We start from the raw sequence: 23809 nt of genomic DNA, 5'->3' as shown, positions 1-23809 counted from the left end.
CGAAGACAGGTGATGACACTCGACGATCATGCCGAGGAGCTCGCCTCCGCCCTCGGCGTCGACAAAGAGGAGGTCAAAGCGGATCTGCAGAACCTGGTGGAGTACAGCGTGCCGATCGACGAGGCCAAGAGCAGCCTCCGGCGGAAGTACGGCGACGACGGGGGTGACGGAGCCCCGACGAGCAAGCCCATCGACGACGTCTCGACGGGCGACGGCTCGGTGACGGTTCGCGGGCGAGTGCTCACGGTCGGCAAGCGTTCGATCCGCTATCAGGGCGACGAGCTCGTGATCTTCGAGGGTGAGCTCGCCGACGAATCGGGCAAAATCTCCTACACAGCGTGGGACGACTTCGAGCTCGCGCCGGGCGACACGATCGAAGCGCACGGGGCCGGCGTCCGCGAGTGGGAGGGCGACCCCGAGCTCAACCTCGGCTCCGAGACGACGGTCGCGTTCGCCGACGAGCCCCTCGACATCCCGTACGAGATCGGTGGCAAAAGCACGCTCGCTGAGCTCGTGCCGGGTGATCGCGGGCGCACGCTCGCCGTTCGCGTCGCCGAGGTCGAGGAGAAGGTCATCGACGGGCGCGACGGCGAAACCAAAATTCTGAGCGGCGTCGTCGCCGACGAGTCGGGACGACTCCCGTTCACCGACTGGAACCCCCACGACGGGATCGACGAGGACGCCTCGATCCGCATCGAGAACGCCTACGTCCGCGAATTTCGTGGAGTTCCCTCGGTGAACGTCGCCGAGTTCTCGACGATCGAGCCGCTCGACGAGACGATCGAGGGCGGCGAGAACGCCCCACGGATGAGCGTCCACGAGGCGATCGCCACCGGCGGCCTCTTCGACGTAACGGTCACCGGCAGCCTGCTCGCGGTCCGGGACGGCTCCGGGCTCATCCAGCGCTGTCCGGAGTGTGGGCGCGTCATCCAGCGGGGTGAGTGCCGCGCCCACGGCGACGTCGACGGCGAGGACGACCTGCGCGTGAAGGCCATCGTCGACGACGGCACGGCATCGCTCACGGCCGTGCTCGACACCGATCTCACCGCAGCGATCTACGGTGGCGACGTCGAGGACGCGCGCGAAGCCGCCAGGGACGCGATGGATCAGGAAGTGGTGGCCGACGAGATCCGCGAGTCGATCGTCGGCCACGAGTTCCGCATACGGGGCACACTCTCGATCGACGACTACGGCGCGAACCTGGAAGCGACCGAGTTCGCGCCCCGTGACGACGACCCCGCTGAGCACGCACGAACGCTGCTCGCCGAGGCTGACGACGCGGGCGATGCGGAGGTAGCCGAATGAGCAGCCGACCGAACCGCGAGACCGCCTACCGCGTCTTCGCCGCCGAGTTCGACGACGCGACCCTCTCGTACGCCGAGAGCGACGAGGAGCGCGCGCCGAACTACGTCGTGACGCCGACCGGCGCGCGGCTCAACCGCCTGTTCGCCGTGGGAGTTCTCACCGAGATCGAGGCGGTCAACGACGAGCAGTTGCGCGCCCGGGTCGTCGATCCCACGGGTGCGTTCGTCGTCTACGCCGGCCAGTACCAGCCCGAGGCGCTCTCCTTCCTGGAACGCGCCGACACTCCCGCGTTCGTCGCCGTCGCGGGCAAGGCACGCACGTTCCAGCCCGAGGACTCCGATCGGGTGTTCACCTCGATCCGACCGGAGAGTCTGAACGAGGTCGACGCCGCCACGCGCGATCGGTTCGCCGTCGATGCCGCGGAGCGAACCCTCGAACGCGTCCGGACGATGCGCGCGGCGCGCGACCGTGACGAGCGTGGCGATGCGCTCCGCGACGCATTCGAAGACGAGGGTGTCGAACGGGGGCTGGCTGCCGGGGTTCCGCGCGCGCTCTCTCACTACGACACGACACAGGAATATCTCGACGCCATCCAGGAACTCGCACTCGACGCGGCGCGAGTGGTCGCCGGCGAGCGAGAGGAAGTCCGTCCGCTCACCGTCGCACCCGAAGGCCGATCGACCGGGCGCGACGCAGCGGCCGAAGGTGCCGAACGGACCGTTTCAGAGAACGGTAGCGAGCCCGACGCGGCGACCGCGAGCGACGAAGCGGATGCGGAGCCAGCGGTCGAAACGGATGACGAGTCGATCACAGCTGAGAGTGCGAATGCGGACGACGAGACCACAGCCGTAGCGGATTTGACAGGCGATACAGAGACCGAGACCGGTATCGAAGCCGAACTGGATCGGGAACCCGGGTCAGCTACCGAGAGCGAAACCGAGGGCGAAGCCGAAGCGGAGCCCGAGCCGACTACCGAGGACGAACTCGTCGAACGTGAACCCACCGAAGCGGCGGAGCTGGAGCGATCCAGAAACGAGCACGAGGACGGACCCGACGAGTCGTTCGGCGAGATCGACGGAACCGACGACGAGATCACTCCAGAGGGAGATGACGAGGAGGCCACCGGGACGGGCAGTAGGGAGTCGGTCGAGGTCGACGTCGACGATCCGGAGGAGTTCGAGATCGATCCCGACGAGCGCGAACGGATCGAGGAGGAGTTCGGCACCGACTTCGAGAGCGCCGCCGAGGTGGGCGAGCCAGGCGAAGCCGACATCGAGACGCCAGGACCCGAGGAGGCTGACGAAGCGGGTTCCGAACCGGCCGATCCGCCTTCCGATACCGAGCCCTCGTCGGAGCCCGAGGATGAAGACGAAACGGTCGAAGACGCTGCTGACGACGGAATCGACGAGGCTGCCGACGTCGATGTCGACGATGGCGACGAATCGGAGCGTGCCGAGGACGACCCCGATCCCGAGGCGGCGGTCGTCGCGGCGATGGCGGCGCTGAACGAGGGCGACGGTGTCGATCGCGAGGCGGTCGTCGAGCACGCCGTCGCGGAGTACGGTCTCACGCCCGAGGCAGCCGACGACGGCATCCAGGAGGCGCTGATGAGCGGCGAGTGCTACGAACCCGACGACGACAGGCTCAAACCGATCTGATGGGCGGGAAGGGTCGCGTCGAGCCGATTCCGAGCGAACCGGCGGCCGTCGTCGAGTGCGGCGAACGCGTGCTCTGCATCGCGGACTACCACGCCGGGCTCGAAGCCGCGCTCCGGTGGGAGGGCGTCTCGCTGCCGAGCCAGGCCGACGAACGCCGCGAGCACGTGCTCTCGCTCGTCGAGACGACGGCAGCTGAACGGGTCGTGTTCCTTGGCGATCTCGCACACTCGATCGGCGGTTCACGGGGCGACGAGCGCGAGGAGCTCGAAACGCTGCTGTCCGCGCTCGCCGAGCGCGTTCCGGTCACGCTCGTCAAGGGCAACCACGACGGCGAGATCGAATCGCTCGCCGAGGAGTTCGGCGTGGCCGTGACGCCGACAGACGGCATCCGTGTCGGCGGCGTGGGATTCGCCCACGGACACACCTGGCCGAGCGGGCGTGTACTCGAAGCGGATGTGGTCTGTGTCGGCCACGAACACCCGACCGTCCGGCTCGAAGACGAGGTGGGCGGGAGCCGGGCCGAGCGCGCGTGGCTCCGCGGGTCGCTCGCGCCGGAGCCGTTCGAGGACCACCACGACACCGAGTTGGCGATCGACGGCGAACTCGTGGTGTTCCCGTCGTTCAACGATCTCTCCGGTGGGACGTGGGTGAACGTCGAGGGTCAGGAGTTCCTCGCGCCGTTTCTCCCCGATGGGCTCGCCGATGGCGAGGCGTATCTGCTCGACGGGACGCGTCTCGGCGCGTATCGGCGGCTCTGACCCGGAGTTCTTAATCGGCTCGCACCCATAGAAAATCCAATGGCAGATAGCGAGGCCGCCGCCGATCTGGCGGCCTTCACACACCTCGGCGAGCAGGTCAGGGCGGCGCTCTCCGAGCGCGGGTTCACGACCCCGACCGAGCCACAGCGCAAGGCGATCCCGCCGCTGGCCGACGGGCAGGACGGGCTCGTGATCGCGCCCACAGGGACTGGCAAGACCGAGACCGCGATGCTCCCCGTGTTCGACGCGCTCGCGGGCGAGGACCGGTTCGGGATGCAGGCGCTCTACATCACTCCCCTGAGAGCGCTCAACCGCGACATGCGCGATCGACTCGACTGGTGGGGCGAACAGTTGGAGCTCGACATCGACGTGCGCCACGGCGATACGACGCAGTACCACCGCCAGCAGCAGGCCGAGGACCCGCCGGACGTGCTCGTGACGACGCCCGAGACGCTCCAGGCGATGCTCACCGGCAAGAAACTCCGCAAAGCGCTTGGAGACGTCTCGCACGTCGTGATCGACGAAGTCCACGAGCTCGCGGCGTCGAAACGCGGCGCGCAGCTCACGATCGGGCTCGAACGCCTCCGCGAGCTCGCGGGGGAGTTCCAACGAATCGGTCTGTCGGCGACGGTCGGCGATCCCGGCGAGGTCGGGAAGTTCCTCACCGGCGGGCGAGAGTGCGCGCTCATCGAGGTCGACGTCGGCAGCCGGCTCGATGTCCGAGTGCGCAAGCCACGGGTCACCGACGAGGACGAAACGCTGGCGGCGGAGCTCGCGAGCGATCCCGACCTCGCGAGCCACGTCCGGGCGATCCGCGATCTCGTCGCCGACAACGAATCCACCCTCATCTTCGTCAACACGCGCCAGACGGCCGAAGCGCTCGGCTCGCGGTGTAACGCGCTCGATCTCCCGATCGGCGTCCACCACGGCTCGCTCTCGAAGGAGGCCCGTATCGAGGTCGAGGACGCGTTCAAAGCCGGCGAGCTCGATGGATTGCTCTGTACCTCCTCGATGGAACTCGGCATCGACGTGGGCCGTGTCGATCACGTGATCCAGTACCAGAGCCCGCGCGAGGTCGCGCGCCTCCTCCAGCGCGTCGGGCGGGCGGGCCATCGCTCGGACCGACTCTCGTCGGGTACCGTGCTCACGACACGCCCGGACGACACGCTCGAAGCGCTCGCCATCTGCCGGCGCGCCCACGAAGGCCTGGTCGAACCCGCCGAGATCCACCACGGCAGCCTGGACACGGTCGCCAACCAGATCGTCGGGTTCGTCATGGACTTCGGCGAGATCGGCGCGCGCCGAGCCTACGAGATCGTCACGCGTGCCTACCCGTTCCGCGATCTCGGCGAGGAGGAGTTTCGCGAGATCGTCCGCGAACTATCGGGCAATCGGATCCTCTGGCTCGACGAAGAGCAGGACAGACTGGAGAAGTCGGGCGGGTCGTGGCAGTATTTCTACGCCAACCTCTCGATGATCCCCGACGAGGAGACGTACACGGTCTCGGACGTCGCCTCCGGGCGGACGATCGGCACGCTCGACGAACGGTTCGTCGTCAACTTCGCCGGCCCGGGTGAGACCTTCATCCAGCGCGGCGAGATGTGGCGCATCGCGGAGGTCAACGACGAGAAGAGCGAGGTGAAGGTCAGCCCGATCGAGGATCCCGCCGGCGAGATCCCCTCGTGGACCGGCCAGGAGATCCCGGTGCCGCAAGCGGTCGCCGGCGAGGTCGGCGAGATCCGGGGAACGGTCGGCGAGTCGTTCGCCGACGGCGCGTCGCGGACGGCGGTGGCCGACGATCTCGCCGAGCGCTATCCAACCGACGAGTACACCGCGAGCGAGGCGCTCAACCCGCTCGAAAAGCAGATCGAGGCGGACGGTCCGATGCCCACAGAGGATCGGATCGTCGTCGAATCCGAACCACGGTCGGTGGTGGTGAATGCCTGTTTCGGCCACACGACCAACGAGACTCTCGGGAGGATCCTGTCGGCACTGCTCGGCCAGCGAACCGGCTCCTCCGTGGGCATGGAGATCGACCCATATCGCATCGAGCTCGATGTGCCGCGCGGGGTGCGCGGGAGCGACGTCGTCGAGATCCTGAACGAGACAGCACCGGAGCACGTCGCGGGGCTCATCGAACTCAGCCTCAAAAATTCGGATGCGCTCAAGTTCAAACTCGCACAGGTCGCGGCGACGTTCGGTGCGCTCAAATCCTGGCAGAGCGACAGTCGGTTCGGCCGTGGGCGGCTGCTCGCGGCGCTCCAGGACACGCCGGTCTACGACGAGGCCGTCCGCGAGGTGTTCCACGACGATCTCTCGATCGACGACGCCGGCGATGTGCTCTCGGCCATCCAGTCCGAGGAGATCGATCTCGTGACCCACAGCGGGCATACCTCCGTGGGAATCGACGGGCGCTCGTCGGGCAAGGAGCTGCTCGCGCCCGAGAACGCCGACGCGAGCGTCATCGACACGGTGCGAGAGCGGATCCAGGAGGATCGGATGCGGCTGTTCTGTCTGCACTGCCAGGAGTGGGAGCGTACGCAGGAGGTGCGGCGAATCCCCGACCAGCCCGAATGTCCGCTCTGTGGCTCGACGCGCATCGCGGCGCTCAACCCGTGGGCCGAGGAGGTCGTCGAGGCGATCAAGACCGACGAGAAGGACGACGAACAGGAAAAGCAGACCGAGCGGGCGTATCAGGCCGCGACGCTCGTCCAGAGCCACGGCAAGCAGGCCGTCATCGCGCTCGCTGCCCGCGGTGTCGGCCCGCACAACGCCGCCCGGATCATCGCCAAGCTCCGCGAGAACGAGGACGACTTCTACCGGGATATCCTCTCACAGGAGCGCCAGTACGCCCGCACGCAGTCCTTTTGGGGCTGACATCCTTCCGAAATGAGGCTAACGGCTATCATTGAGGACTACCTTCTCCTGTGGGTTCTCCTCGCAGTTGGTCTCGGAATCGCCGTTCCACGCGTGGCGGTCGTGACGGAGGTTTTAACTGGTATCCTCGCGGTGATGATCGGCAGCATCTCGCTGACGCTCTCTGTCGAGCAGTTCCGGCAGGTCGAGGGACGGACCCTTGGGACCGCTCTTCTCGGTCACGTGACGATGCCATTTCTCGCGTTCGCCATTGCTCGCGGTCTCGAACTGTCACCAGAACTCACCGTCGGTTTCGTCGTTCTCGGGGCAGTCACCCCCGAACTCGTGACGCCAGTCATGACCGAACTCGCGGGTGGTGACACCGCTCTTTCGGCGACGGCGCTTGCGGCCATCGGCATCGGGAGTATCGCGTTCATCCCAGCCGTCGTCGTGGTACTCGTCGGTGGCATCGGTGTCTCGACGGTCCCGCTCGTCGAACAGTTGCTGATTGCCGTCGTCGGGCCGATGCTCCTCGCGGTCGGCGTTCGTGCGTGGCGGCCCGAGCGCGTCAAACGATACGACGACTACTATCCATCCGTGTCAGCACTGATGGTGATTCTCGTCATCGGCGGCGTGACCGCGACCAACGCCGCCGTGATCCGTTCGAGTAGGACGGTGCTGTTCGTCGTCGGTGCCGGTGTCGTTGTTCTCAATCTCCTCGGTTACGGAGTCGGCTGGCTCGGGACCGTACACCGACCCCGGGACGAACGAATCGCGGTCGCTCTCTCGGTCGGGATGCGGGACTTTGCGGTTGCAGCCGCGCTCGTCGTTGCGGCGGGTCTGCCGGCGCGCGCCTCACTACCCGCCGTCGTCTTCGGTATCGTCGAAATGGCCACGAGTGCCGGTCTCGCGCGATATTTCGCTCGATGACGTCGCTGTGAAGACGCTATCGTAGCGAACGCGGCCGGCTACCGCTTGCAAGAGGGGTCTCGACGTACCACTCCGAGTTTTCGTAACGGCTATCATGTGACCCCGAACAGCGTTTCGTATGGCCGGGATGCCGTCCCGTCGCTGGCTCGTTCGAGGGCTGCTCGGGATCGTCGTGCTCTCGTTGGTGCTCCTCAGCGGCGTGCTGGCACTCTCGTACGAGGAACCGACGCTCAAACGCGGCGTCACGAGCACCACGCCCGATAGCGAGACGGTCATCTCCAGTCAGGGCTGGCACGCCCAGGGGATGTCGCTGCCGAACCGTCCCGCGCGGCTCGTCTCGGTCGACGAGAACGGATCGGTGAACTGGACCCACGACGGTCCCGACGACCGGACGAACTGGTTCTACGACGTCGATCCGTTGCCGAACGGCAACCTGCTCGTCGTCAACCCCGTCCGGGGGACGACCGTCGTCTACGAGTTCGACCCCGAGAGCCGCGAGCGAGTCTGGACCGAGCGGTTCGACAGTCCGGACATCCACGACGTCGATCTGATCAACGGCGACGAGTTGCTCGTCGCGGGTATCAACTACGACACCGGATCGACGAGCAACGACAGCGTGTTCGTCTACAATCGGACGACCGAGAACGTGACGTGGGAGTGGCAGTTCAAGAACCACTACCCGGCGAGCGCCGACGACGGGATCGAAACGAAGGACTGGACGCACGTCAACGACGTCGACGAGTTCCAGGAGGGCGAGTTCCTCGTCTCGGTGCGCAACATGGACCAGGTCATCGCCGTGAATCGCTCGACGAAGGAGATCGACCTGCGCCTCGGCAGCGACGACGACCACTCGACCATGTTCGAGCAGCACAACCCGTCCTATCTCGACGGCGCGAACGGCACACCCACGATACTGGTGGCCGATTCCGAGAACGACCGGATCGTCGAGTACGCGCGCACGGGCGGTCCGCCAGGCAACGGGAGCTGGGAGCGCACGTGGACGCTCTCGGGGGGACTGAACTGGCCGCGCGACGCCGATCGCCTCCCGAACGGCAACACGCTCGTCGTCGATTCGATGAACCATCGGGTGATCGAGGTCACGTCGGCGGGCGAGATCGTCTGGGAGATGCACGCGCCCTGGGCGACCTACGACGCCGAACGGGTGGCCCACGGTGACGAGCCGAACGGGCCGACGATCCGCGAGCAGAACGCCACCGGGGCCGTGACCGTCCACGGCGGGAGCCGCGAGACGGTCCTGCCCTCGATACCGGCCGTCGTGGGCGGCGTAGTGTCCGCGACACCGCTCCCGGGCGAACTCACCGAGCTCGCCGTGCGCTGGAATCACGTCGCACCGTGGCTCAAACCGACGTGGCTGCCGACCTGGGCCTTCACGGTTCTCGGCGTGGGTCTGCTCGTCTCGCTCGGCTGGGCGGTTGGTGAGAGCATCTATCAGCGCCGGCGCATCCGCCGACGGTTCGTGCGGACGGTCGGCGGCGTTCGTGACGGTCTGAAACGCCGGTGATCGAAGGAGCCGAGCCGTCTCAGTATATCGAAAAAACACTTATCCTGCCGGTCGCGGTAGGACAGCCATGAGTACACCTGACATCCAGGAGTGCGTCGACTGCGTCGCGCCGGCCGACGCGTTCGCGCTCATCGGGAACGAGACCCGATTGAGCATCCTCGAAGCGCTCTGGCGGGCCGAGGAGGAGCCCGTCCGCTTCTCGACGCTCAACGAGATGGTCGGCATGCGCGACAGCGCGCAGTTCAACTACCATCTGGGGAAGCTCACCGATCAGTACGTGCGGAAGGTCGAGGAGGGGTACGAGCTCCGCACCGCCGGCGCGAAAGTCGTCCGCGCGGTGCTCGCCGGTTCGTTCACCGAACATCCCCGGGTCGAGCCGTTCGTGATCGCGGACGGCTGCACCCGGTGTGGCGAACCGCTCGTCGCGAGCTACGAGGAGGAGATGCTCTCGCTCGACTGTCCCGACTGCGGCCGCGCCCACGGCGAGTACTCCTTCCCGCCGGGCGGGCTCAACGACCGCACGAACGAGGAGGTCCTCGAAGCGTTCGACCAACGGGTGCGCCATCTCCACTGTCTTGCCAAGGACGGGGTCTGTCCCGAGTGCAGCGGACGGATGACCACCACGATATCCGACGAGGGCGAGTGCTGTCTCGGAGTGGGTATCCGCGCCGATCACGTCTGCGAGCAGTGCGATCACAGCCTCTGCTCGGCGATCGGCCTGAGCCTGCTCGATCGCTCGCCGGTCGTCGCCTTCCACCGCGATCACGACGTCGACCTCGGGGCGACGCCGTACTGGCGGCTCGACTGGTGCGTGAGCGACGATCATACCACCGTGCGCTCGACCGATCCCTGGGAGCTCGAACTCGCCATCGACCTCGACGACGAACGGCTCCACGCGACCCTCGACGGCGATCTCTCGCTGGTCGAGACCCGCCGCAGCACGATCTGAACGGCCACAACTACTGAAGCCGATTTCAGTAACGCGCGTTACAAAAATGTATTCCAGATTATACTTTTGGTCGCGTGTCCCTTCTCACTACATGTATGAGGGGACGAACGACGCGACACGGCCGGATCGAGCGGAACCGACGATCGAACGCACAGGTGAGTCTCCAGGACGTGGCGCTCGTCTACGCGGCGATGGCGCTCGTGCCCGTTCTCCTCTGGCTGCTCGCCAACCCGGCGCTCGCGGCAGGTCTCGCACTGCTCGTCGGGCTGGCGGCCCTGCTGGTGCGGCGCGGACGGCGGGTCGTTCAGGACCTGCTGCGGGCGCGGCAAGCGGCCTGAACACGGATTTCTCTTACTCGGCTTCTCGATCGATCACTCGAACGTCGGTGTGATCGACTCACGGGCGTCCGTGAAATGCTCGGCGGTGATGCGCACCTCGTCGGCGTGTGCAGTGGCCTCGTCGGGGCTGTACTCTCCGGCGACCTCGCGAATGGCGGCCATCGAGGCTGCCCGGCAGAGCGCTTCGATGTCGGCCCCGGAATACCCCTCCGCGTCGGCGGCCAGCCGATCGAGATCGACGTCCTCGGCGACGGGTTTGTCGTCGGTGTGGACGGCGAAAATCGCCCTGCGGGCGGCCTCGTCAGGAGCCGGCACCTCGATGTGCGTTTCGATGCGGCCCGGCCGAAGCAGTGCGGGATCGATGGCGTCCATCCGGTTGGTCGCAGCGAGCACCATCAGGTTCGGGTTCTCGGCCAGCCCGTCGATCTCGGTCAGGAGTTGTGAGACGACTCGCTCGGTCACCTCGTGGGTTTCGCCGCGCCCGCCCGCGACGGCGTCGATCTCGTCGAAGAAGACGATCGCCGGGGCGGCCTGCCGGGCACGGGCGAACACCTCCCGGATGGCCTTCTCGCTCTCGCCGACATACCGATCGAGCAGTTCGGGCCCCGCCACGGAGATGAAGTTCACGTCGCTCTCGCCGGCGAGCGCGCGGGCGAGCAGCGTCTTCCCCGTTCCGGGCGGCCCGTGGAGGAGCACGCCCGCCGGCGGGTCGGTCGCGGTCGCCTCGAACAGCGCGCTGTAGGATAGCGGCCACTCGACGGCCTCGGTAAGCGTGGCTTTCGCGCCGTCCAATCCGCCGACGTCGTCGAAGCCCGCGTTCGGGTTCTCGGCGACGTACTCGCGCATCGCCGAGGGATCGACGGCCGCCATCGCCGTCTCGAAGTCCGCGCGGGTGACGGCGAGCGAATCGCGCTCGGTGCGATGTCTGAGTGCCGCCATCGCCGCCTCGACGGCGAGCGATTCGAGATCCGCGCCGACGAACCCGTGTGTGCGGGCGGCCAGCCGATCGAGATCGACGTCCTCGGCCAGCGGCATCGAGCGGGTGTGCACGTCAAGGACCTCCCGCCGGCCCGCCTCGCCGGGCGCGCCGATCTCGATCTCGCGGTCGAACCGTCCGCCCCGGCGGAGTGCGGGATCGATCGCGTCCACCCGGTTCGTCGCGCCGATGACGACGACCTGTCCCCTGTTCTCCAGGCCGTCCATGAGGGTGAGGAGTTGGGCAACGACGCGCGTCTCCATGTCGGCGTCGTCGCCGCGCGCGCTCGCGATCGAGTCGATCTCGTCGATGAACACGACGGAGGGAGCGTTCTCCTCGGCCCGATCGAACGCCTCGCGGAGCTTCTCCTCGGATTCACCCTTGTATTTCGAGACGATCTCCGGGCCCGAGATCGTCGTGAAGAAGGCGTCGACCTCGCCGGCGACCGCCCGCGCGATCAACGTCTTGCCCGTCCCTGGTGGCCCGTAAAGCAACACGCCGGAGGGCGGCTCGATACCGAGCTCCTGGAACAGTTCAGGCTCCGAGAGCGGGAGTTCGATCATCTCCCGCACCTGATCGAGCTCCTCGTCCAGCCCGCCGATGTCCTCGTAGGTGACCCGAGCCGCTCCCTCGCTCGCGTCGGTCGTTCCCGTCGTCGGCGTCGCGTTCGTCGTGGTCGTCGTGTCCGTTTCGAGATCGGCCCCACCGCGAAGCGCGATCGTCGTCTCCTGCGTGACGCGGACGGTGCCCTCGGGCGTAGTCGACTCGATCGTGAGCGGCGCTGGCCCGAGTCGTTCGATGCGCAGCTGCTCGCCGGCCTTGATCGGGCGATCGAGCAGCGCGCGTGTGACGAGTGCGGTGAGATCGTCGTCCGCATCGAGGGTTTCGGGGACGTCGACGGTCACGCGCGTCGCCTCGGCGACCGTGACGGGCGACACGGTAACGGAGTCGCCGACGGTCACGCCCGCGTTCGTCCGTGTATCGGCGTCGATACGGACTCGATCGCCGGCGAGGTCGCCGCTCGCGGGCCAGACCTTTGCCACCGTGGCGCGTTCGCCGTCGATGACGACCGTGTCGCCGCTCAGCACGCCAAGCGTGTGTCGGGCCGCCTCCGGCAGGCGTGCGACGCCCCGACCCGCATCCCGCTTCTGTGCACCTTCGACAGTAAGTTCGACGCCGTCGGCGTCCCCACCGGCCATACTCCGACTGGCGGACCGACAGCCTTCAGCGTTCCCACTGGGGACAACACCTTTGGTCGTCGATGGTCCACATCCGGTATGGTGGTCGAAACCGAGCGTGACGGGACCACGTGGCACGAGTGCGAACACTGCGGGCTCATGTTCGACGATGACCAGGAGGCCGCACAGCACGAGGAGGCCTGTGACGCCGAGGACCCGAGCTATCTCCAGTGATCGCTAGTCGCTAATCGCCACCGAGATCCGGTGCGTCCTCGCCACCGGACGCCTCCGCCGTCGGCACCGCGTCCGCCCACTCGACGTCGACGGCGACCTCGTTGGTTCGGAGGAAGGGCGGAGTGGATGGGTCGTTGTATCCGAGACTGAACGGTTCGCCGACGGGTTCGACGTCGCTGTCGGCAAGCGAATCCAAGAGTTTCGACGCCTGTCGGCGCGTCCGCCAGTCGGGCCGCCACCAGGAGAAGCGCCGCGTCGCCACCGAGCGTGGCGCTTCGACCGCGAGCGACACCTGCGAGTTCGTCGGCCGCGGCGCGGTGTTCGGCGTGTATTTCGACGGCAGATAGAACCCCATTTCGACGCCGTCATCGCCCGTATCGGTACGGACGGGAGCCGTCATCGACACCGATTCCGAATCGGCACCGTTCGCCGTCCGCACGGGTGCGGTCATCTCGATTTCCTCCCCCGCCCCCTTGTCATCGCCAGCGTTCTCGCCAGTGCCCTCGTCGGTCCGTACGGGAGCGGTCATCGAGACGTCCGATCGCGACTCGTTCGCTCCCTGGATGTAGTCGAACAGCCGACCGAACGCCTCGCGTGTCGAGTCGCCTGTTGTTTCGACGCGGACGAGCTCCGGATAGCGCCTGATCTCGGTCCGGTCGTCGATCGTCCGTTCGACGGTGTAGTCGACCCGTTCGGCCGATCGCGAGCGCAGCACTCCAAAGGCGCTCCAGACCGCGAGTGCGCTCCCGACCGTCACTGCACCGATCGCTCCGAGCCGTGCTCGATTCATGGACAGACGAAACGGTGACGACTGAAGGCTGTATCGCTCGTTCCGGCTCGACGATTCTCCCTCTCCTCTCCCTTCCCCCTCTCTCCTTCCCCACTACGGGCGGAACGGACAGCTACAGCCGTTCGTAGTCGGGATCGAACAGTTGTGCCGAGAGCGGGGTCGGATCGCCCTCGGTACAGTTGTAGCGCTCGAAGTCGGTGACGCCGGCCTCGCGGAGCACGTCCTCGTCGTAGACGGCGTTGCCGGTGAACTCCTCGTCGCGGTCGAGCAGTTCGAGCACGGTATCGGCGACGATGGCCGGCGAGCGCCAGTCGTCCTCCGTTCCCATGCCGAAGTAGCGCGTCGCGCGCGTGTCGATGGCCGTTACGGGCCAGAAACTGTTGGCCGAGATCCCCGTTCCGCGGAGTTCGCTCGCGAGCGAGAGCGTCACGAACGTCATCCCCATCTTCGACCACGCGTAGGCCGCCTCGCCGGGTGCACGATCCATCTTCACCGGGGGCGCGTTCGTCAGGATCTGCCCGCCACCGATCTCCTGGAGATGGGGAGCGAACGCCCGACAGGTGAGATAGGTCCCCCGGATGTTCACGTCGGTCAACAGGTCGAACCGGTTGGCTGGGAGTTCCTCGACGGGTGCCATCTGGATGGCGCTCGCGTTGTTGATCACGATATCGACTTCGCCGAAGACGTCGATCGCCTCGGCGGCGGCCGCCTCGACCTGCTGCTCGTCGCGCAGGTTCAGCTGGATGGCGTGTGCGTCGACGCCGCGCTCCTCGCACTCGGCGGCGGTCTCGTGGATCGTCCCGTCGAGATCGCTATCGCTGTCGTCGACGGTCTTGCCCGTCGAGACGACGTTACAGCCGGCCTCGGCGAGCGCGAGCGCGATCCGCTTGCCGATGCCCCGCGTCGTACCGGTGATGAACGCCGTGTGACCGCTCAGGTCCGGAGTCGCCAGTGCCATACGCTGGCTCTGTGGGGCGTTCCCATAACACTGGCTATGACTGATTGTTCGTGACAGTTCTCGAACGTCGGCTCGACGCTTATGGTTCCCGCTGGCGGAGAAGGGTCATGGAACTCGAACGGTTCTCGCTCGACGGGAAAGTCGCGCTCGTGACGGGTGCCAGCCGCGGCATCGGCGAGGAGATCGCCGTCGCGATGGCCGATGCCGGAGCGAGGGTGGTCGCGCTCGCGCGCTCCGAAGACGATCTCGAAGCGACCGTTGAGCGCATCGAGACGAACGGAGACGAGGCCGTCACCTGCACGGCGGACGTGACCGAGATAGCCCACGTCGAGGCGGCGTTCGACCGTGCTGAGGGCGTGTTCGGTCCGGTCGACGTACTCGTGAATAACGCCGGCACGAACCCGTATTTCGGCGATGCTCGGGAGCTCGCGATCGAGACCTGGGAGGAGATCATGAACGTGAACGCGACCGGGGCCTTCCGCTGTGCGCGCGAGTTCGCCCGCCGCATCGACGAGCGCGATGGCGAGGGAAGCGTCGTGAACGTCGCCAGCGTCGGCGGGGTCGTCGGGCTCCCTCACCAGGTCCCCTACACGGCCTCGAAGCACGCGCTGGTCGGCATGACGCGAACCCTCGCCGTCGAGTGGGCACCCGCCATCCGCGTCAACGCGATCGCCCCGGGCTACGTGAAGACCGAATTCACCGCGGGCGTCAGGGGAAACGAATCGATCCACGAGGAGCTCCTCGCCGAGATCCCACAGGATCGGTTCGCCGATCCCGAGGAGATCGCCGGCGCGGCGATCTATCTCGCAGGCCCGGCGGCCTCGTACGCCACCGGCGAGATCCACGTCGTCGACGGGGGCTACGCGGCCCACTGACCGAGTGATCTCTGGCCAAATGGCGGGCCAGTAGTTACAGGACACAGTTATATGTGAACTGCTATCGTATGACTATTATGCGCGGACTCACGTTCGGCCACGTGGCGGAGGCGAACGCCAAACGACACGCCGACGAGGACTGTCTCGTGATGGAGACCGAGACGGGTTCCGAGTCGCTCACCTTCGCCGAGTTCAACGAGCGCGTCGACCGAGTAGCACATCTGCTCCGCGAGCGCGGCGTCGAGGCGGGCGACCGGATTGCAGTGTACATGCAGAACAACGTCGAAACGCTGGAGACGTACTACGGCGCGATGAAACTCGGCGCGCTGCCGGTCCCGGTCAACCATCGGTTCAAGGACGAAGAAGTCGGCTACGTTCTCCGCGACAGCGGGGCGTGTCTCTGCGTGTTCGATAGCGACGCCACATCGACCATCCACGCCGTTCGAGAGAGCGAGACACCGGTCGAAGAGTATCTCTACGTCGGCGCGGACACGCCATCGTTCGCGGACGACTTCCGGACCACCCGCGACGCCGCAGCAGACGAGCGCATCGACGTGGTGCCGAACCGCTTGGACGATGCAGCGTTGCTGTACACCAGCGGAACGACGGGGCAACCGAAAGGCTGTGTTCTCACCCACGACAATCTGCTCCAGAACTCGGTGAATACGGTGTACAGCGCTGGATTCGAGGAAAACGCAGACAGATTCCTCATCGTCACACCGCTGTTCCACATCGCGGCGCTCGGGGTGTTCAACAACACCTTCTATGCCGGCTCCACGACCCATCTCGTCGAGGAGTTCGACCCCGTTCGCACCCTCGAAATCATCGACGAAGCGAACATCACCGGTTCGTTTTTCGTTCCGACGATGAGCCGCGCGATGCTCGCCGTTGCTGGTTTCGAGGAGTACGATCTCTCGTCGTTCGAGTCGTACATGACCGGTGCGGCCCCCTCAAGCGAGGAGCTCAAACGGACCGTGATGAACGCTTTCGATGCAGATCTCTACGAAGTGTTCGGCCAGACGGAGCTGTCGCCGGTGACGACCATTCTCCATCCCGGGGACGCGCTCGAAAAACCCGACAGCATCGGCAAGCCCATCATCAACGTCACACTCAAAATCGTCGACGACGACGGTGCGGAGGTCGAACAGGGGGCGGTCGGTCGTGCGGCCTACAAAGGTGCGACCGCGTTCCGCGAGTATCTCGGGATGCCCGAAAAGACCGACGACGTGTTCGACGACGAGGGGTATTTCGTCTCATCGGACCTCGTGCGCCGCGACGAGGAGGGGTTCGTCTATTTCGTCGATAGACACGACGACATGATAGTTTCCGGCGGCGAGAACGTCTATCCCACCGAAATCGAGGCCGCCCTCGAAGACCACGAAGACATCGCCGCGGCGGGTGTTGTCGGCGTTCCCGACGAGACGTGGGGCGAGCGCGTCAAAGCCGTGGTGGTTCTCCGCGAGGGGATCTCGATGACCACCGATGAGGTTCGATCGGTCGTCGGGGACCGTCTCGCGGCGTTCAAACTCCCGCGCGAGGTGGAGTTCCGCGAGAGCCTCCCGCGCAATCCCACCGGGAAAGTCATCAAGAGTCAGCTGTCGTAGTTCGTTCTCGATCGTCGTCGATTCGTCGAACGGAAAGCGAAACGCAGCGCGACTGCGCTGCACTCCACCTCGGTAGGCCTTTGTGCAACCATCTCCAACCATTGTTGATGACACGAGCAAGCGTCGTGGGTGCCGACATGACGACGTTCGGCGTCCACGAAAGCACGCTGTCGGAGCTGTTCGCCGAGGCGGCGCTCGGCGCGTACGACGACGCCAGGGTCGATCCGGACGAGATCGACGCGCTCTACTTCGGCAACGCGATGGGCGGCCAGACCGAAAACGACACCCATCTCGCCCCGGGGGTCGCCTCCCAGGTCGGTCTCGCGGGCGTGCCCTGCCAGCGCTACGAGGACGCGTGTGCGACTTCCGCGAACGCGTTCAAGAACGCCGTCGAGGCCGTCGAGGCGGGGATCCACGACACAGTATTGGTGGGTGGCGTCGAGCGCTGCACGCCCGAGACAGGGTTGGGCACTGGCGAGATGACGCGCATCTTCGCCTCCGCTTCGGATCGCCACTACGAGCAGCCGACAGGACTCACTTTCCCGGGCGTGTTCGCGCTGCTCACCAAACGCCACATGCACGAACACGGTACGACCGAGGAGCAGCTCGCCCACGTCGCCGTGAAGAACCACAAAAACGGGACTCGTAATCCGAACGCCCACTTCGGCAAAGAAACGACCGTCGAAGAGGTGCTCGACTCGCCCATCGTCGCCGATCCGTTCCACCTGATGGACTGCTGTCCGTTTTCGGACGGTGCGAGCGCCGTGATCGTCACGAGCGACGACCGCGCCGACTCGTTCGATGACCCTGTGGACGTGAGCGGCGTCGGCCACGCGACGGACGTCGTCCCGTTGAGCGCGAAACCCGTCCCACACGCGACGCAGGCCGCCCGCGACGCCGCCGCGCAGGCCTACGAGCAGGCGGGGACGAGTGCTGATGAAATGGCCTTCGCCGAGGTTCACGACTGCTTCACCGGGGCCGAGGTGATGGCGAGCGAAGCGATCGGCTTCTTCGAGGACGGCGAGGGTGGTTCCGCAGCCGCGGAGGGGCGCACAGGAATGAACGGCGACCGACCGATCAACCCCTCGGGCGGGCTGAAGGCGAAGGGCCACCCGATCGGCGCTACCGGGACTGCGCAGATCGTCGAACTCACCGAACAGCTCCGGGGTGACACTGGCGAACGCCAGATCGACGGCGCGGAGAAGGCCGTGGCGCACAATCTTGGTGGCGACGCCGCGACAACTGTCGTGTCGGTTATGGAGGTGCGCGGATGAGCCTCACGCACGACGGCTGGACAGCAGCACTCGAAGACGGCGACCTGCTCGGCGTGCGCTGTGGTGACTGTGGGGCGACCTACGGTACGCCGTTCGCCGTCTGTAACGATTGTGGCGGCCGCGATCTGGAAACGACCGAACTCCCCGAAGAGGGCGAGGTTTATTCGGAAACGACGGTCCAGGTGCCGCCGACGGGCTTCGAGGGCCCGTATCAGGTTGGGACTGTGCAACTCGACGGCGCGCGCGTGACCGCCCGGATTGAGGGTGACGTCGAGATCGGCGATCGCGTGGTCTTCGACGGCGCTATCGACGAATCAGGGGAGATCGCACCGGTCTTCCGCGCCGAGTAGTCCTGGACGACAGCAGTCGGTCGGGAGCGCTCGGCGCTACAGATTCATGTTGATCGTCTTGGTCTGCGAGTAGTGATCGAGGGTCTCTTCGGCCTGCTCGCGGCCGATACCCGACTGTTTGAACCCGCCGAACGGCTGGCCCGCGGGGAAGTCGTTGTACTGGTTGACCCAGATGTTGCCCGCCTCGATGTCCCGTGCGGCGCGATTCGCCTTCGACAGGTCGTTCGTGATGAGCCCCGCCGCGAGCCCGTAATCGACGTCGTTGGCCTGCTCGATCATTTCATCGTAGTCCGACCACGCGAAGACCTCTTCCACGGGGCCGAAGATCTCCTCCTGCACGGGTTCGGAATCGTGGTCGATCTCGTCGATCACCGTGGGGACGACGAAACAGCCGTCCGCGAGAGCGTCGTCTTCGGGCTGCTTCCCACCAGTCACGATCCGTGCGCCGTCCTCCCTGGCCTGCTCGATGTACGAGAGCGTGCGCTCGACCTGCTCCTCGGAGACTTTGGGGCCCAATCGAGTATCCTTCGAGAGCGGATCGCCCATCCGGAGCCCCTCGGCGCTCTCGACGAAGGCATCCATGAACTCCTCGTAGATCTCCTCGTGGACGAATAGTCTCGTTCCAGCGGTGCAACACTCGCCGGTGTTGTAGAACATGGCGATCATCATCACCCGCACCGCCTGCTGGACGTCGGCATCCGGGAACACCACCACGGGGCTCTTTCCACCGAGTTCGAGGGTCACATCCGCGACGTTCTCCGCGGCGGCCTTCATGACCTCCTTGCCGACCGCGGTCGATCCCGTGAAGGAGACCTTTCGCACGTCGGAGTGACCCGTCAGCGGCGCGCCCGCCTCCTCGCCGTAGCCCGTCACGACGTTGACGACGCCATCGGGAAGCACGTCGTCGATCTCCTCCATGACTCTGAGGATCGACAGCGGGGTCTGTTCGGCGGGTTTGAGCACGACGCAGTTGCCGGCGGCCAGCGCCGGCGCGAGCTTCCATGAAGCAATCAGCAGCGGGAAATTCCAGGGCACGACCGCGCCGATCACACCGTAGGGTTCGCGGAGCGTCTGGATCGATTTGCCACTTCCCGAGGGAACGGTCTCGCCGCCGTGCGTGCGGGCCGCGCCCGCGAAGTAGCGGAACTGGTCGGCGACGAGCGCGACGTCGGCGCGCGCCTCGCGGATCGGTTTGCCGTTGTCGAGCGTCTCGATCCGCGCGATTTCGCTTCGATTCTCCTCGATGCGATCGGCGATCTCGGTGAGCAGGCGCTGGCGTTTCGTCCCGTCGGTGTCGGCCCACTCGGTCTCGTAGGCCTCCCACGCTGCCTCGACCGCGCGGTCGACATCCTCGCTGTTGCCGGCCTGTGCCTCCGCGAGCAGCTCGCCCGTCGTGGGGTCGCGCGTCTCGAAGGTTTCGCCCGAAGCGCTTTCGACCCACTCGCCGCCGATGTAGTGGTCGTACGAGTCGGCGAGCAGTTCGTCGCGCGCCTCGCGGTGGCGGTCCTTGATCTCGTCGCGGCTATCGTCGATCTGCTGTGTTTCTGAAGACATTGTAATGAGTGATTATTCGAACTTCTCGAACGGTTGGTTGCAGTCGTGACAGTAGTGCATCGACCGACAGAGCGATGGCCCTTTCGGATGCTCGCGCTCGGTGTTCGTCGATTCGCAGTACGGGCACTCAGCCCGCTCGTCTTTCCCTGTGGTCTCGACGCTCGGGTCCGTAGTTCTATTCATCAGATGCTCAACCCGAACTCCCGGAGGTCGTTTTTGCCCTGTTCGGTGACCATCTCGACGGTCCACTCGGGCGACCAGACGAGCCGCAGTTCGGCATCGTCGACGCCCTCGACCGCCGCGATTCGCTTGCGAACGGTCTCCTGAAGCATGTCGCGCGCCGGACACCCGGTGTAGGTAAGCGTCATGTCGACCCGTGCGTGGCCTTCGTCGACCGTGACCCCGTAGATCAGCCCCAGATCGACGATGCTGATCGGCATCTCGGGATCGTCGATCTCGTAGAGCGCGTCCCAGACCGCGCGCTCGATCCCGGTACTTCCCTTACCGGTCGCGGGCAGCGCTTCGACGGTCTCGCCCGATTCGTAGTCGGTGTACGCACAGTATTTGGCGTCCGGGTCGAACTCGGGATCGATACCTGACTCGCTACTCATCGTCGGGATCCTCCATCAGCCGCGCCGCGTGATCGCGACCGAGCTCGCGGTAGGTGTTCGTGATCTCGTCGTAGTGAGTCGTCCAGTGATCGGTGTGGTCGCCATCCCGCCCGACGTGATCGGGTAGTTCGTCGCTCACCACCCGTCCGTCTTCATCGGTCGCGGGTGCGCGAGCGTCGATCCCGACCTCGGTCAGCGTCCCGGTGACGGTCTCGACCCACTCGTCGCGCATATCGGCAAGCGAGCGGGTGCGGATCCCCAGGTCGTCGATCGCTTCGTCGTCCTCGGTTTCCTCGAACAGCGTCAGCGCGTAGGGAAACAGTTCGTCGGCGGCGTCTTGGACGCGCTCGCGTCCCTCGTCGCCGCCCACGAGCCGGCGGAGCCAGTTCTCGGCGTGCTCGCGGTGATAGTCCTCCTCGCCCATCACCTTGCCGACGCGGTCACGGATGCGCGGGTACGAGGAGTCTTCGAGCGCCCGCAATCGAAGGATCTCCGCTTCGTCGTAGAGATAGCTCCGCACGATGGCGTCGGCCCAATCGCCCTCGGCGAAGGGCAGTTCACAGAGCGTGCTGTGCCGGAAGCTATCGGGGTCGCGCTCCCAGATCAGGTCCGGCTCGGAGTGGCCGAAGTCCTCCAGCAGGTCGTACCAGAGCCGCGCGTGGCCGAGTTCGTCCTGGGCGATGTTGGCGATCGCGATGTCGGATTCGACCGTGGGCGCGCGCACCTGCCAGTCGGTGTAGCGGTCAGCGAGGACGAACTCGTCGTCGGCCAGCCGGTAGAGCAGGCTTTCGACGGCCGCGCGCTCGCGCTCGTCGAGATCGTTCGGCCCGGAGAGGCTCTCGGTGGTGGCCATCAGCGCCGCCCCCGTTCCTTCTCGGCGTCGGCCTGCTCGCTTTCGGAGTCTGCGACCTCCTCGGCGGCGGCCGTGATGTTGTACTGGGTCGCCCAGCGGTAGCCCTTGTCCGTGGTGCCGCCGAAGGTCGCGCCGTCCTCGTTCACCTCACCGATCTCCTGCTGTGGCGTGACCCAGATGCTGTGGGTGGGCTTGCGCCGGCCGTGCTGAATCTGTGCGAACATGAGCGCCATCTCGCGATCCGGCGCGTGGACGTTCCCGCAGTGGGTGTGGTACTTGCCGGCTCCCTCCTGTCGGAACACTTCCCAAATCATCTGTTAGTACTCATCTCAGTCGGCCGCCTGCGGCGCGTGGCCGCTCGTGGTGGTTTCGTACTCGTCGAGCGTCTCGCGAACCCACTCGACCGCGTCGTGGGCGCGCTTGCGCGAGTTGATCTGGCCCCGACCGGGATCGTACTCGTTTTTGGCGATCTGGAAGAACTCCTCCCAGTCGAGTTCGTCCTCGGCGACCCGATAATTCCCATTCTCGTCCTGCTCGATGGTCGGCGTATCCGGGATCTCGAGCCCGTATTTTTCGGCTTTCGGGAGATACTGGTTGAGGAACGACTGCCGGAGCTCGTCGTTGGTCATCTGCTTCAGCCCGACCTCGGCGGAGAAGTCGTGATGGGTCGAGTCGTCGTCGGTCGGCCCGAAGAATTGGATGATGCGCGGCCACCAGGTCTCGAAGGCGTCCTGCACCATCTCCTGTTCGCGTTTCGAGCCTGTGGCGAGCTCCTTCAGGATGGACTCGCCGTGTTTGATGTGGAACCCCTCCTCGAAGACGACCTTGTCCATCGCGTGGGCGTACGGCTCCCAGCTCGTTCGCTTGAGGGTGGCCTGCCGGCGCATCGCCGCGCCGTCGACGAAGAAGGCGATCATCGGCGTCTCGACCCACGACTCCATCGGGTAGTGGAAACAGTTGAGGAACTTCCCCTCCCCGTTGGCGAGTTCGTCGAGCATCTGCTCGCGCGTCTTGATTCCCAGCGACTCGGCCGCTCGATACAACAGTTGGCCGTGGCCGAGCTCGTCCTGGGTCTTCGCCGAGTAGGCCAGTTTGCGGTCGAGGCTCGGGGCCTCACGGATGAACGGCCGTTCGAGATACGCACCCATGATCTCCGAGTTCGCGTGGAACTGGATCATCCGCGTCGCCGCCTCGCGGTACTTCCGCGGCATGTCGTCGTCCGGGCTGAACTGGCGCGGCCCGGCGCGCTCTTTCACTGTGTCGAGGTCCATTGGTACACATCCACATCGTCGTTCTATCATCATAGACCTTCACACGTCTATAGGCGGGGTTTATACGTGTGCGGCGGTGACGACGGTCGTGATCGACGAGTGTCTCGTCGTCGAGTTCCGCGTGCGTGACGACGACTGCCCGCTGGCCGACGCCACGCGGGCGGCGGGCATCGAGATCGACGCCCAGCCGCCACAGCTGCGCGCCGACGGCAACGCCCTGCTGAGCTTCACCGCCCCCGAATCGCCCGAATTCGCGACGGCGCTCGACGGCGACGAGCGCATCCGCTATCTCCACCTCGCCAGGGTCGACGGGCGACAGAACGGTCGCTGTCTCTCGAAACAGCCCTGTGTGGTCCACGACCTCGTGAGCGCGGGCCTCATCGTCGAATCGCTGCGCTATCGCGAGGGCAGTGCGACCGTCACCGGTGCAGTCGTCGGACACGACGTCCTCAGGGGCGTGCTGAACACCGCCGGTGAGACCGTCGGCGTCGCGCTCGAACGTGCCTACCCGCTCCAGGCCGACGACGAGGGGGCGATCGCGACGCGCTGGAACGTGACTCCCAGACAGGAGGAGGCGCTCAGGGCGGCCGTCGAGCGTGGCTACTTCACCGTTCCGCGGGGTGCGACCGCCGCGGAGGTCGCCGACGATATCGGGATCAGTAAATCGGCCTTCATCGAGCGCCTCCATCGCGGCCAGCACGCGCTGTTCTCGCAGCTGTTCGCCTGAACTATAGTGTTTAGCAGAAGTCCTCATACCTCTCATAGCAATCTCCCTCGTAAACTGCCAGAAACGGCGTGCAAGATACAGAGGGTGTATCTCACATTAACCTCTGTGGCTATCTTTTACCCTCTTGTTGATGCTCGTGAGTATTATCCTGCCAGCCCTCCAGCCCCTGTGAGCCGTGAGAATCTTGCGATCACCACCGAAGAGATGTTTTGGCGAATGGTTGTGAGATATGTGAGGT

The 23809-nt window shown here is 65.9% G+C and carries 23 protein-coding genes; 14 read left to right on the top strand and 9 right to left on the bottom strand.

Features of this window, described 5'->3' with window-relative positions; translation table 11 throughout:
* Positions 1-12 precede the first annotated feature (12 nt).
* From NO363_RS03540 to NO363_RS03505, 8 genes are all read left to right on the top strand, one after another.
* Positions 13-1305, top strand: coding sequence for a Single-stranded DNA binding protein (locus NO363_RS03540; protein WP_256686929.1), 1293 nt, complete (start codon positions 13-15; stop codon positions 1303-1305).
* Positions 1302-2963, top strand: coding sequence for a hypothetical protein (locus NO363_RS03535; protein WP_256686928.1), 1662 nt, complete (start codon positions 1302-1304; stop codon positions 2961-2963). Before NO363_RS03540 ends, NO363_RS03535 begins: the two co-directional genes overlap by 4 nt.
* A complete protein-coding gene (locus NO363_RS03530; protein WP_256686927.1) occupies positions 2963-3721 on the top strand; it encodes a metallophosphoesterase in 759 nt (252 codons plus the stop codon). Before NO363_RS03535 ends, NO363_RS03530 begins: the two co-directional genes overlap by 1 nt.
* Before the next feature lie 39 nt (positions 3722-3760).
* On the top strand, positions 3761-6598 hold the full coding sequence (locus NO363_RS03525; RefSeq protein WP_256686926.1) for a DEAD/DEAH box helicase: 2838 nt from the start codon (positions 3761-3763) through the stop codon (positions 6596-6598).
* Positions 6599-6610: 12 nt separating this feature from the next.
* Entirely contained in the window at positions 6611-7507 is an 897-nt protein-coding gene (locus NO363_RS03520; protein ID WP_256686925.1) for a bile acid:sodium symporter family protein, read from the top strand.
* A 118-nt stretch (positions 7508-7625) separates the two neighbouring features.
* On the top strand, positions 7626-9029 hold the full coding sequence (locus tag NO363_RS03515) for an aryl-sulfate sulfotransferase (protein ID WP_256686923.1): 1404 nt from the start codon (positions 7626-7628) through the stop codon (positions 9027-9029).
* A 67-nt stretch (positions 9030-9096) separates the two neighbouring features.
* Positions 9097-9978 carry a winged helix-turn-helix domain-containing protein gene (locus NO363_RS03510; protein ID WP_256686922.1) on the top strand — a complete coding sequence of 294 codons (882 nt, stop codon included), beginning with the start codon at positions 9097-9099 and terminating at the stop codon, positions 9976-9978.
* Between the two features lie 95 nt (positions 9979-10073).
* Positions 10074-10316 (top strand): hypothetical protein, encoded by a 243-nt coding sequence (locus NO363_RS03505; RefSeq protein ID WP_256686921.1) that lies wholly within the window; start codon positions 10074-10076, stop codon positions 10314-10316.
* A 33-nt stretch (positions 10317-10349) separates the two neighbouring features.
* Here the strand turns inward: NO363_RS03505 and NO363_RS03500 are convergent, their stop codons facing one another.
* Positions 10350-12491 carry a CDC48 family AAA ATPase gene (locus NO363_RS03500; protein ID WP_256686920.1) on the bottom strand — a complete coding sequence of 714 codons (2142 nt, stop codon included), beginning with the start codon at positions 12489-12491 and terminating at the stop codon, positions 10350-10352.
* A 78-nt stretch (positions 12492-12569) separates the two neighbouring features.
* On the opposite strand from NO363_RS03500, the gene NO363_RS03495 reads away from it, so the two are divergent.
* Entirely contained in the window at positions 12570-12704 is a 135-nt protein-coding gene (locus NO363_RS03495; RefSeq protein ID WP_256686919.1) for a DUF7128 family protein, read from the top strand.
* 10 nt (positions 12705-12714) lie between these two features.
* On the opposite strand, the gene NO363_RS03490 is transcribed toward NO363_RS03495, so the two are convergent.
* A complete protein-coding gene (locus NO363_RS03490; RefSeq protein WP_256686918.1) occupies positions 12715-13494 on the bottom strand; it encodes an SOUL family heme-binding protein in 780 nt (259 codons plus the stop codon).
* A gap of 112 nt (positions 13495-13606) precedes the next feature.
* Complete coding sequence (locus NO363_RS03485; RefSeq protein WP_256686917.1) at positions 13607-14452, bottom strand: SDR family oxidoreductase; 846 nt, start codon at positions 14450-14452, stop codon at positions 13607-13609.
* A 107-nt stretch (positions 14453-14559) separates the two neighbouring features.
* Between NO363_RS03485 and NO363_RS03480 the strand changes: the two genes are divergently transcribed.
* From NO363_RS03480 to NO363_RS03465, 4 genes are all read left to right on the top strand, one after another.
* The gene (locus NO363_RS03480; protein ID WP_256686916.1) at positions 14560-15327 is read left to right on the top strand and encodes an SDR family NAD(P)-dependent oxidoreductase; all 768 of its coding nucleotides are present in this window, start codon (positions 14560-14562) and stop codon (positions 15325-15327) included.
* Between the two features lie 77 nt (positions 15328-15404).
* Positions 15405-16931: a class I adenylate-forming enzyme family protein gene (locus NO363_RS03475; RefSeq protein WP_256686915.1), complete on the top strand. Its 1527-nt coding sequence runs from the start codon at positions 15405-15407 to the stop codon at positions 16929-16931.
* 107 nt (positions 16932-17038) lie between these two features.
* The gene (locus tag NO363_RS03470) at positions 17039-18205 is read left to right on the top strand and encodes a thiolase C-terminal domain-containing protein (RefSeq protein WP_256686914.1); all 1167 of its coding nucleotides are present in this window, start codon (positions 17039-17041) and stop codon (positions 18203-18205) included.
* Entirely contained in the window at positions 18202-18555 is a 354-nt protein-coding gene (locus NO363_RS03465) for a Zn-ribbon domain-containing OB-fold protein (protein WP_256686913.1), read from the top strand. The genes NO363_RS03470 and NO363_RS03465 overlap by 4 nt, the downstream gene beginning before the upstream one ends.
* A 36-nt stretch (positions 18556-18591) precedes the next feature.
* On the opposite strand, the gene NO363_RS03460 is transcribed toward NO363_RS03465, so the two are convergent.
* The 6 genes from NO363_RS03460 to paaA are packed head-to-tail and all read right to left on the bottom strand — an operon-like array spanning position 18592 to position 22844.
* On the bottom strand, positions 18592-20109 hold the full coding sequence (locus NO363_RS03460) for an aldehyde dehydrogenase family protein (protein WP_256686912.1): 1518 nt from the start codon (positions 20107-20109) through the stop codon (positions 18592-18594).
* 12 nt (positions 20110-20121) lie between these two features.
* A complete protein-coding gene (paaE, locus tag NO363_RS03455; protein WP_256686911.1) occupies positions 20122-20292 on the bottom strand; it encodes a 1,2-phenylacetyl-CoA epoxidase subunit PaaE in 171 nt (56 codons plus the stop codon).
* Positions 20292-20720 carry a 1,2-phenylacetyl-CoA epoxidase subunit PaaD gene (gene paaD / locus NO363_RS03450; RefSeq protein ID WP_256686910.1) on the bottom strand — a complete coding sequence of 143 codons (429 nt, stop codon included), beginning with the start codon at positions 20718-20720 and terminating at the stop codon, positions 20292-20294. The genes paaE and paaD overlap by 1 nt, the downstream gene beginning before the upstream one ends.
* Positions 20713-21573, bottom strand: a complete 861-nt coding sequence (gene paaC, locus NO363_RS03445) for a 1,2-phenylacetyl-CoA epoxidase subunit PaaC (RefSeq protein ID WP_256686909.1) — start codon at positions 21571-21573, stop codon at positions 20713-20715. Before paaC ends, paaD begins: the two co-directional genes overlap by 8 nt.
* Positions 21573-21887 carry a 1,2-phenylacetyl-CoA epoxidase subunit PaaB gene (gene paaB, locus NO363_RS03440; RefSeq protein WP_007742494.1) on the bottom strand — a complete coding sequence of 105 codons (315 nt, stop codon included), beginning with the start codon at positions 21885-21887 and terminating at the stop codon, positions 21573-21575. Before paaB ends, paaC begins: the two co-directional genes overlap by 1 nt.
* 15 nt (positions 21888-21902) lie before the next feature.
* Positions 21903-22844, bottom strand: a complete 942-nt coding sequence (gene paaA, locus NO363_RS03435; RefSeq protein WP_256686908.1) for a 1,2-phenylacetyl-CoA epoxidase subunit PaaA — start codon at positions 22842-22844, stop codon at positions 21903-21905.
* Between the two features lie 88 nt (positions 22845-22932).
* Between paaA and NO363_RS03430 the strand changes: the two genes are divergently transcribed.
* Positions 22933-23571 carry a helix-turn-helix domain-containing protein gene (locus NO363_RS03430; protein WP_256687923.1) on the top strand — a complete coding sequence of 213 codons (639 nt, stop codon included), beginning with the start codon at positions 22933-22935 and terminating at the stop codon, positions 23569-23571.
* The last annotated feature ends 238 nt before the right edge of the window (positions 23572-23809 follow it).

Origin of the sequence: Halococcus qingdaonensis, from assembly GCF_024508235.1 — an archaeon.
In the GTDB taxonomy this organism is placed as follows: domain Archaea; phylum Halobacteriota; class Halobacteria; order Halobacteriales; family Halococcaceae; genus Halococcus; species Halococcus qingdaonensis.
Note: the sequence above shows the minus strand (reverse complement) of the source record. Positions and strands in the feature narration are given on the sequence as shown.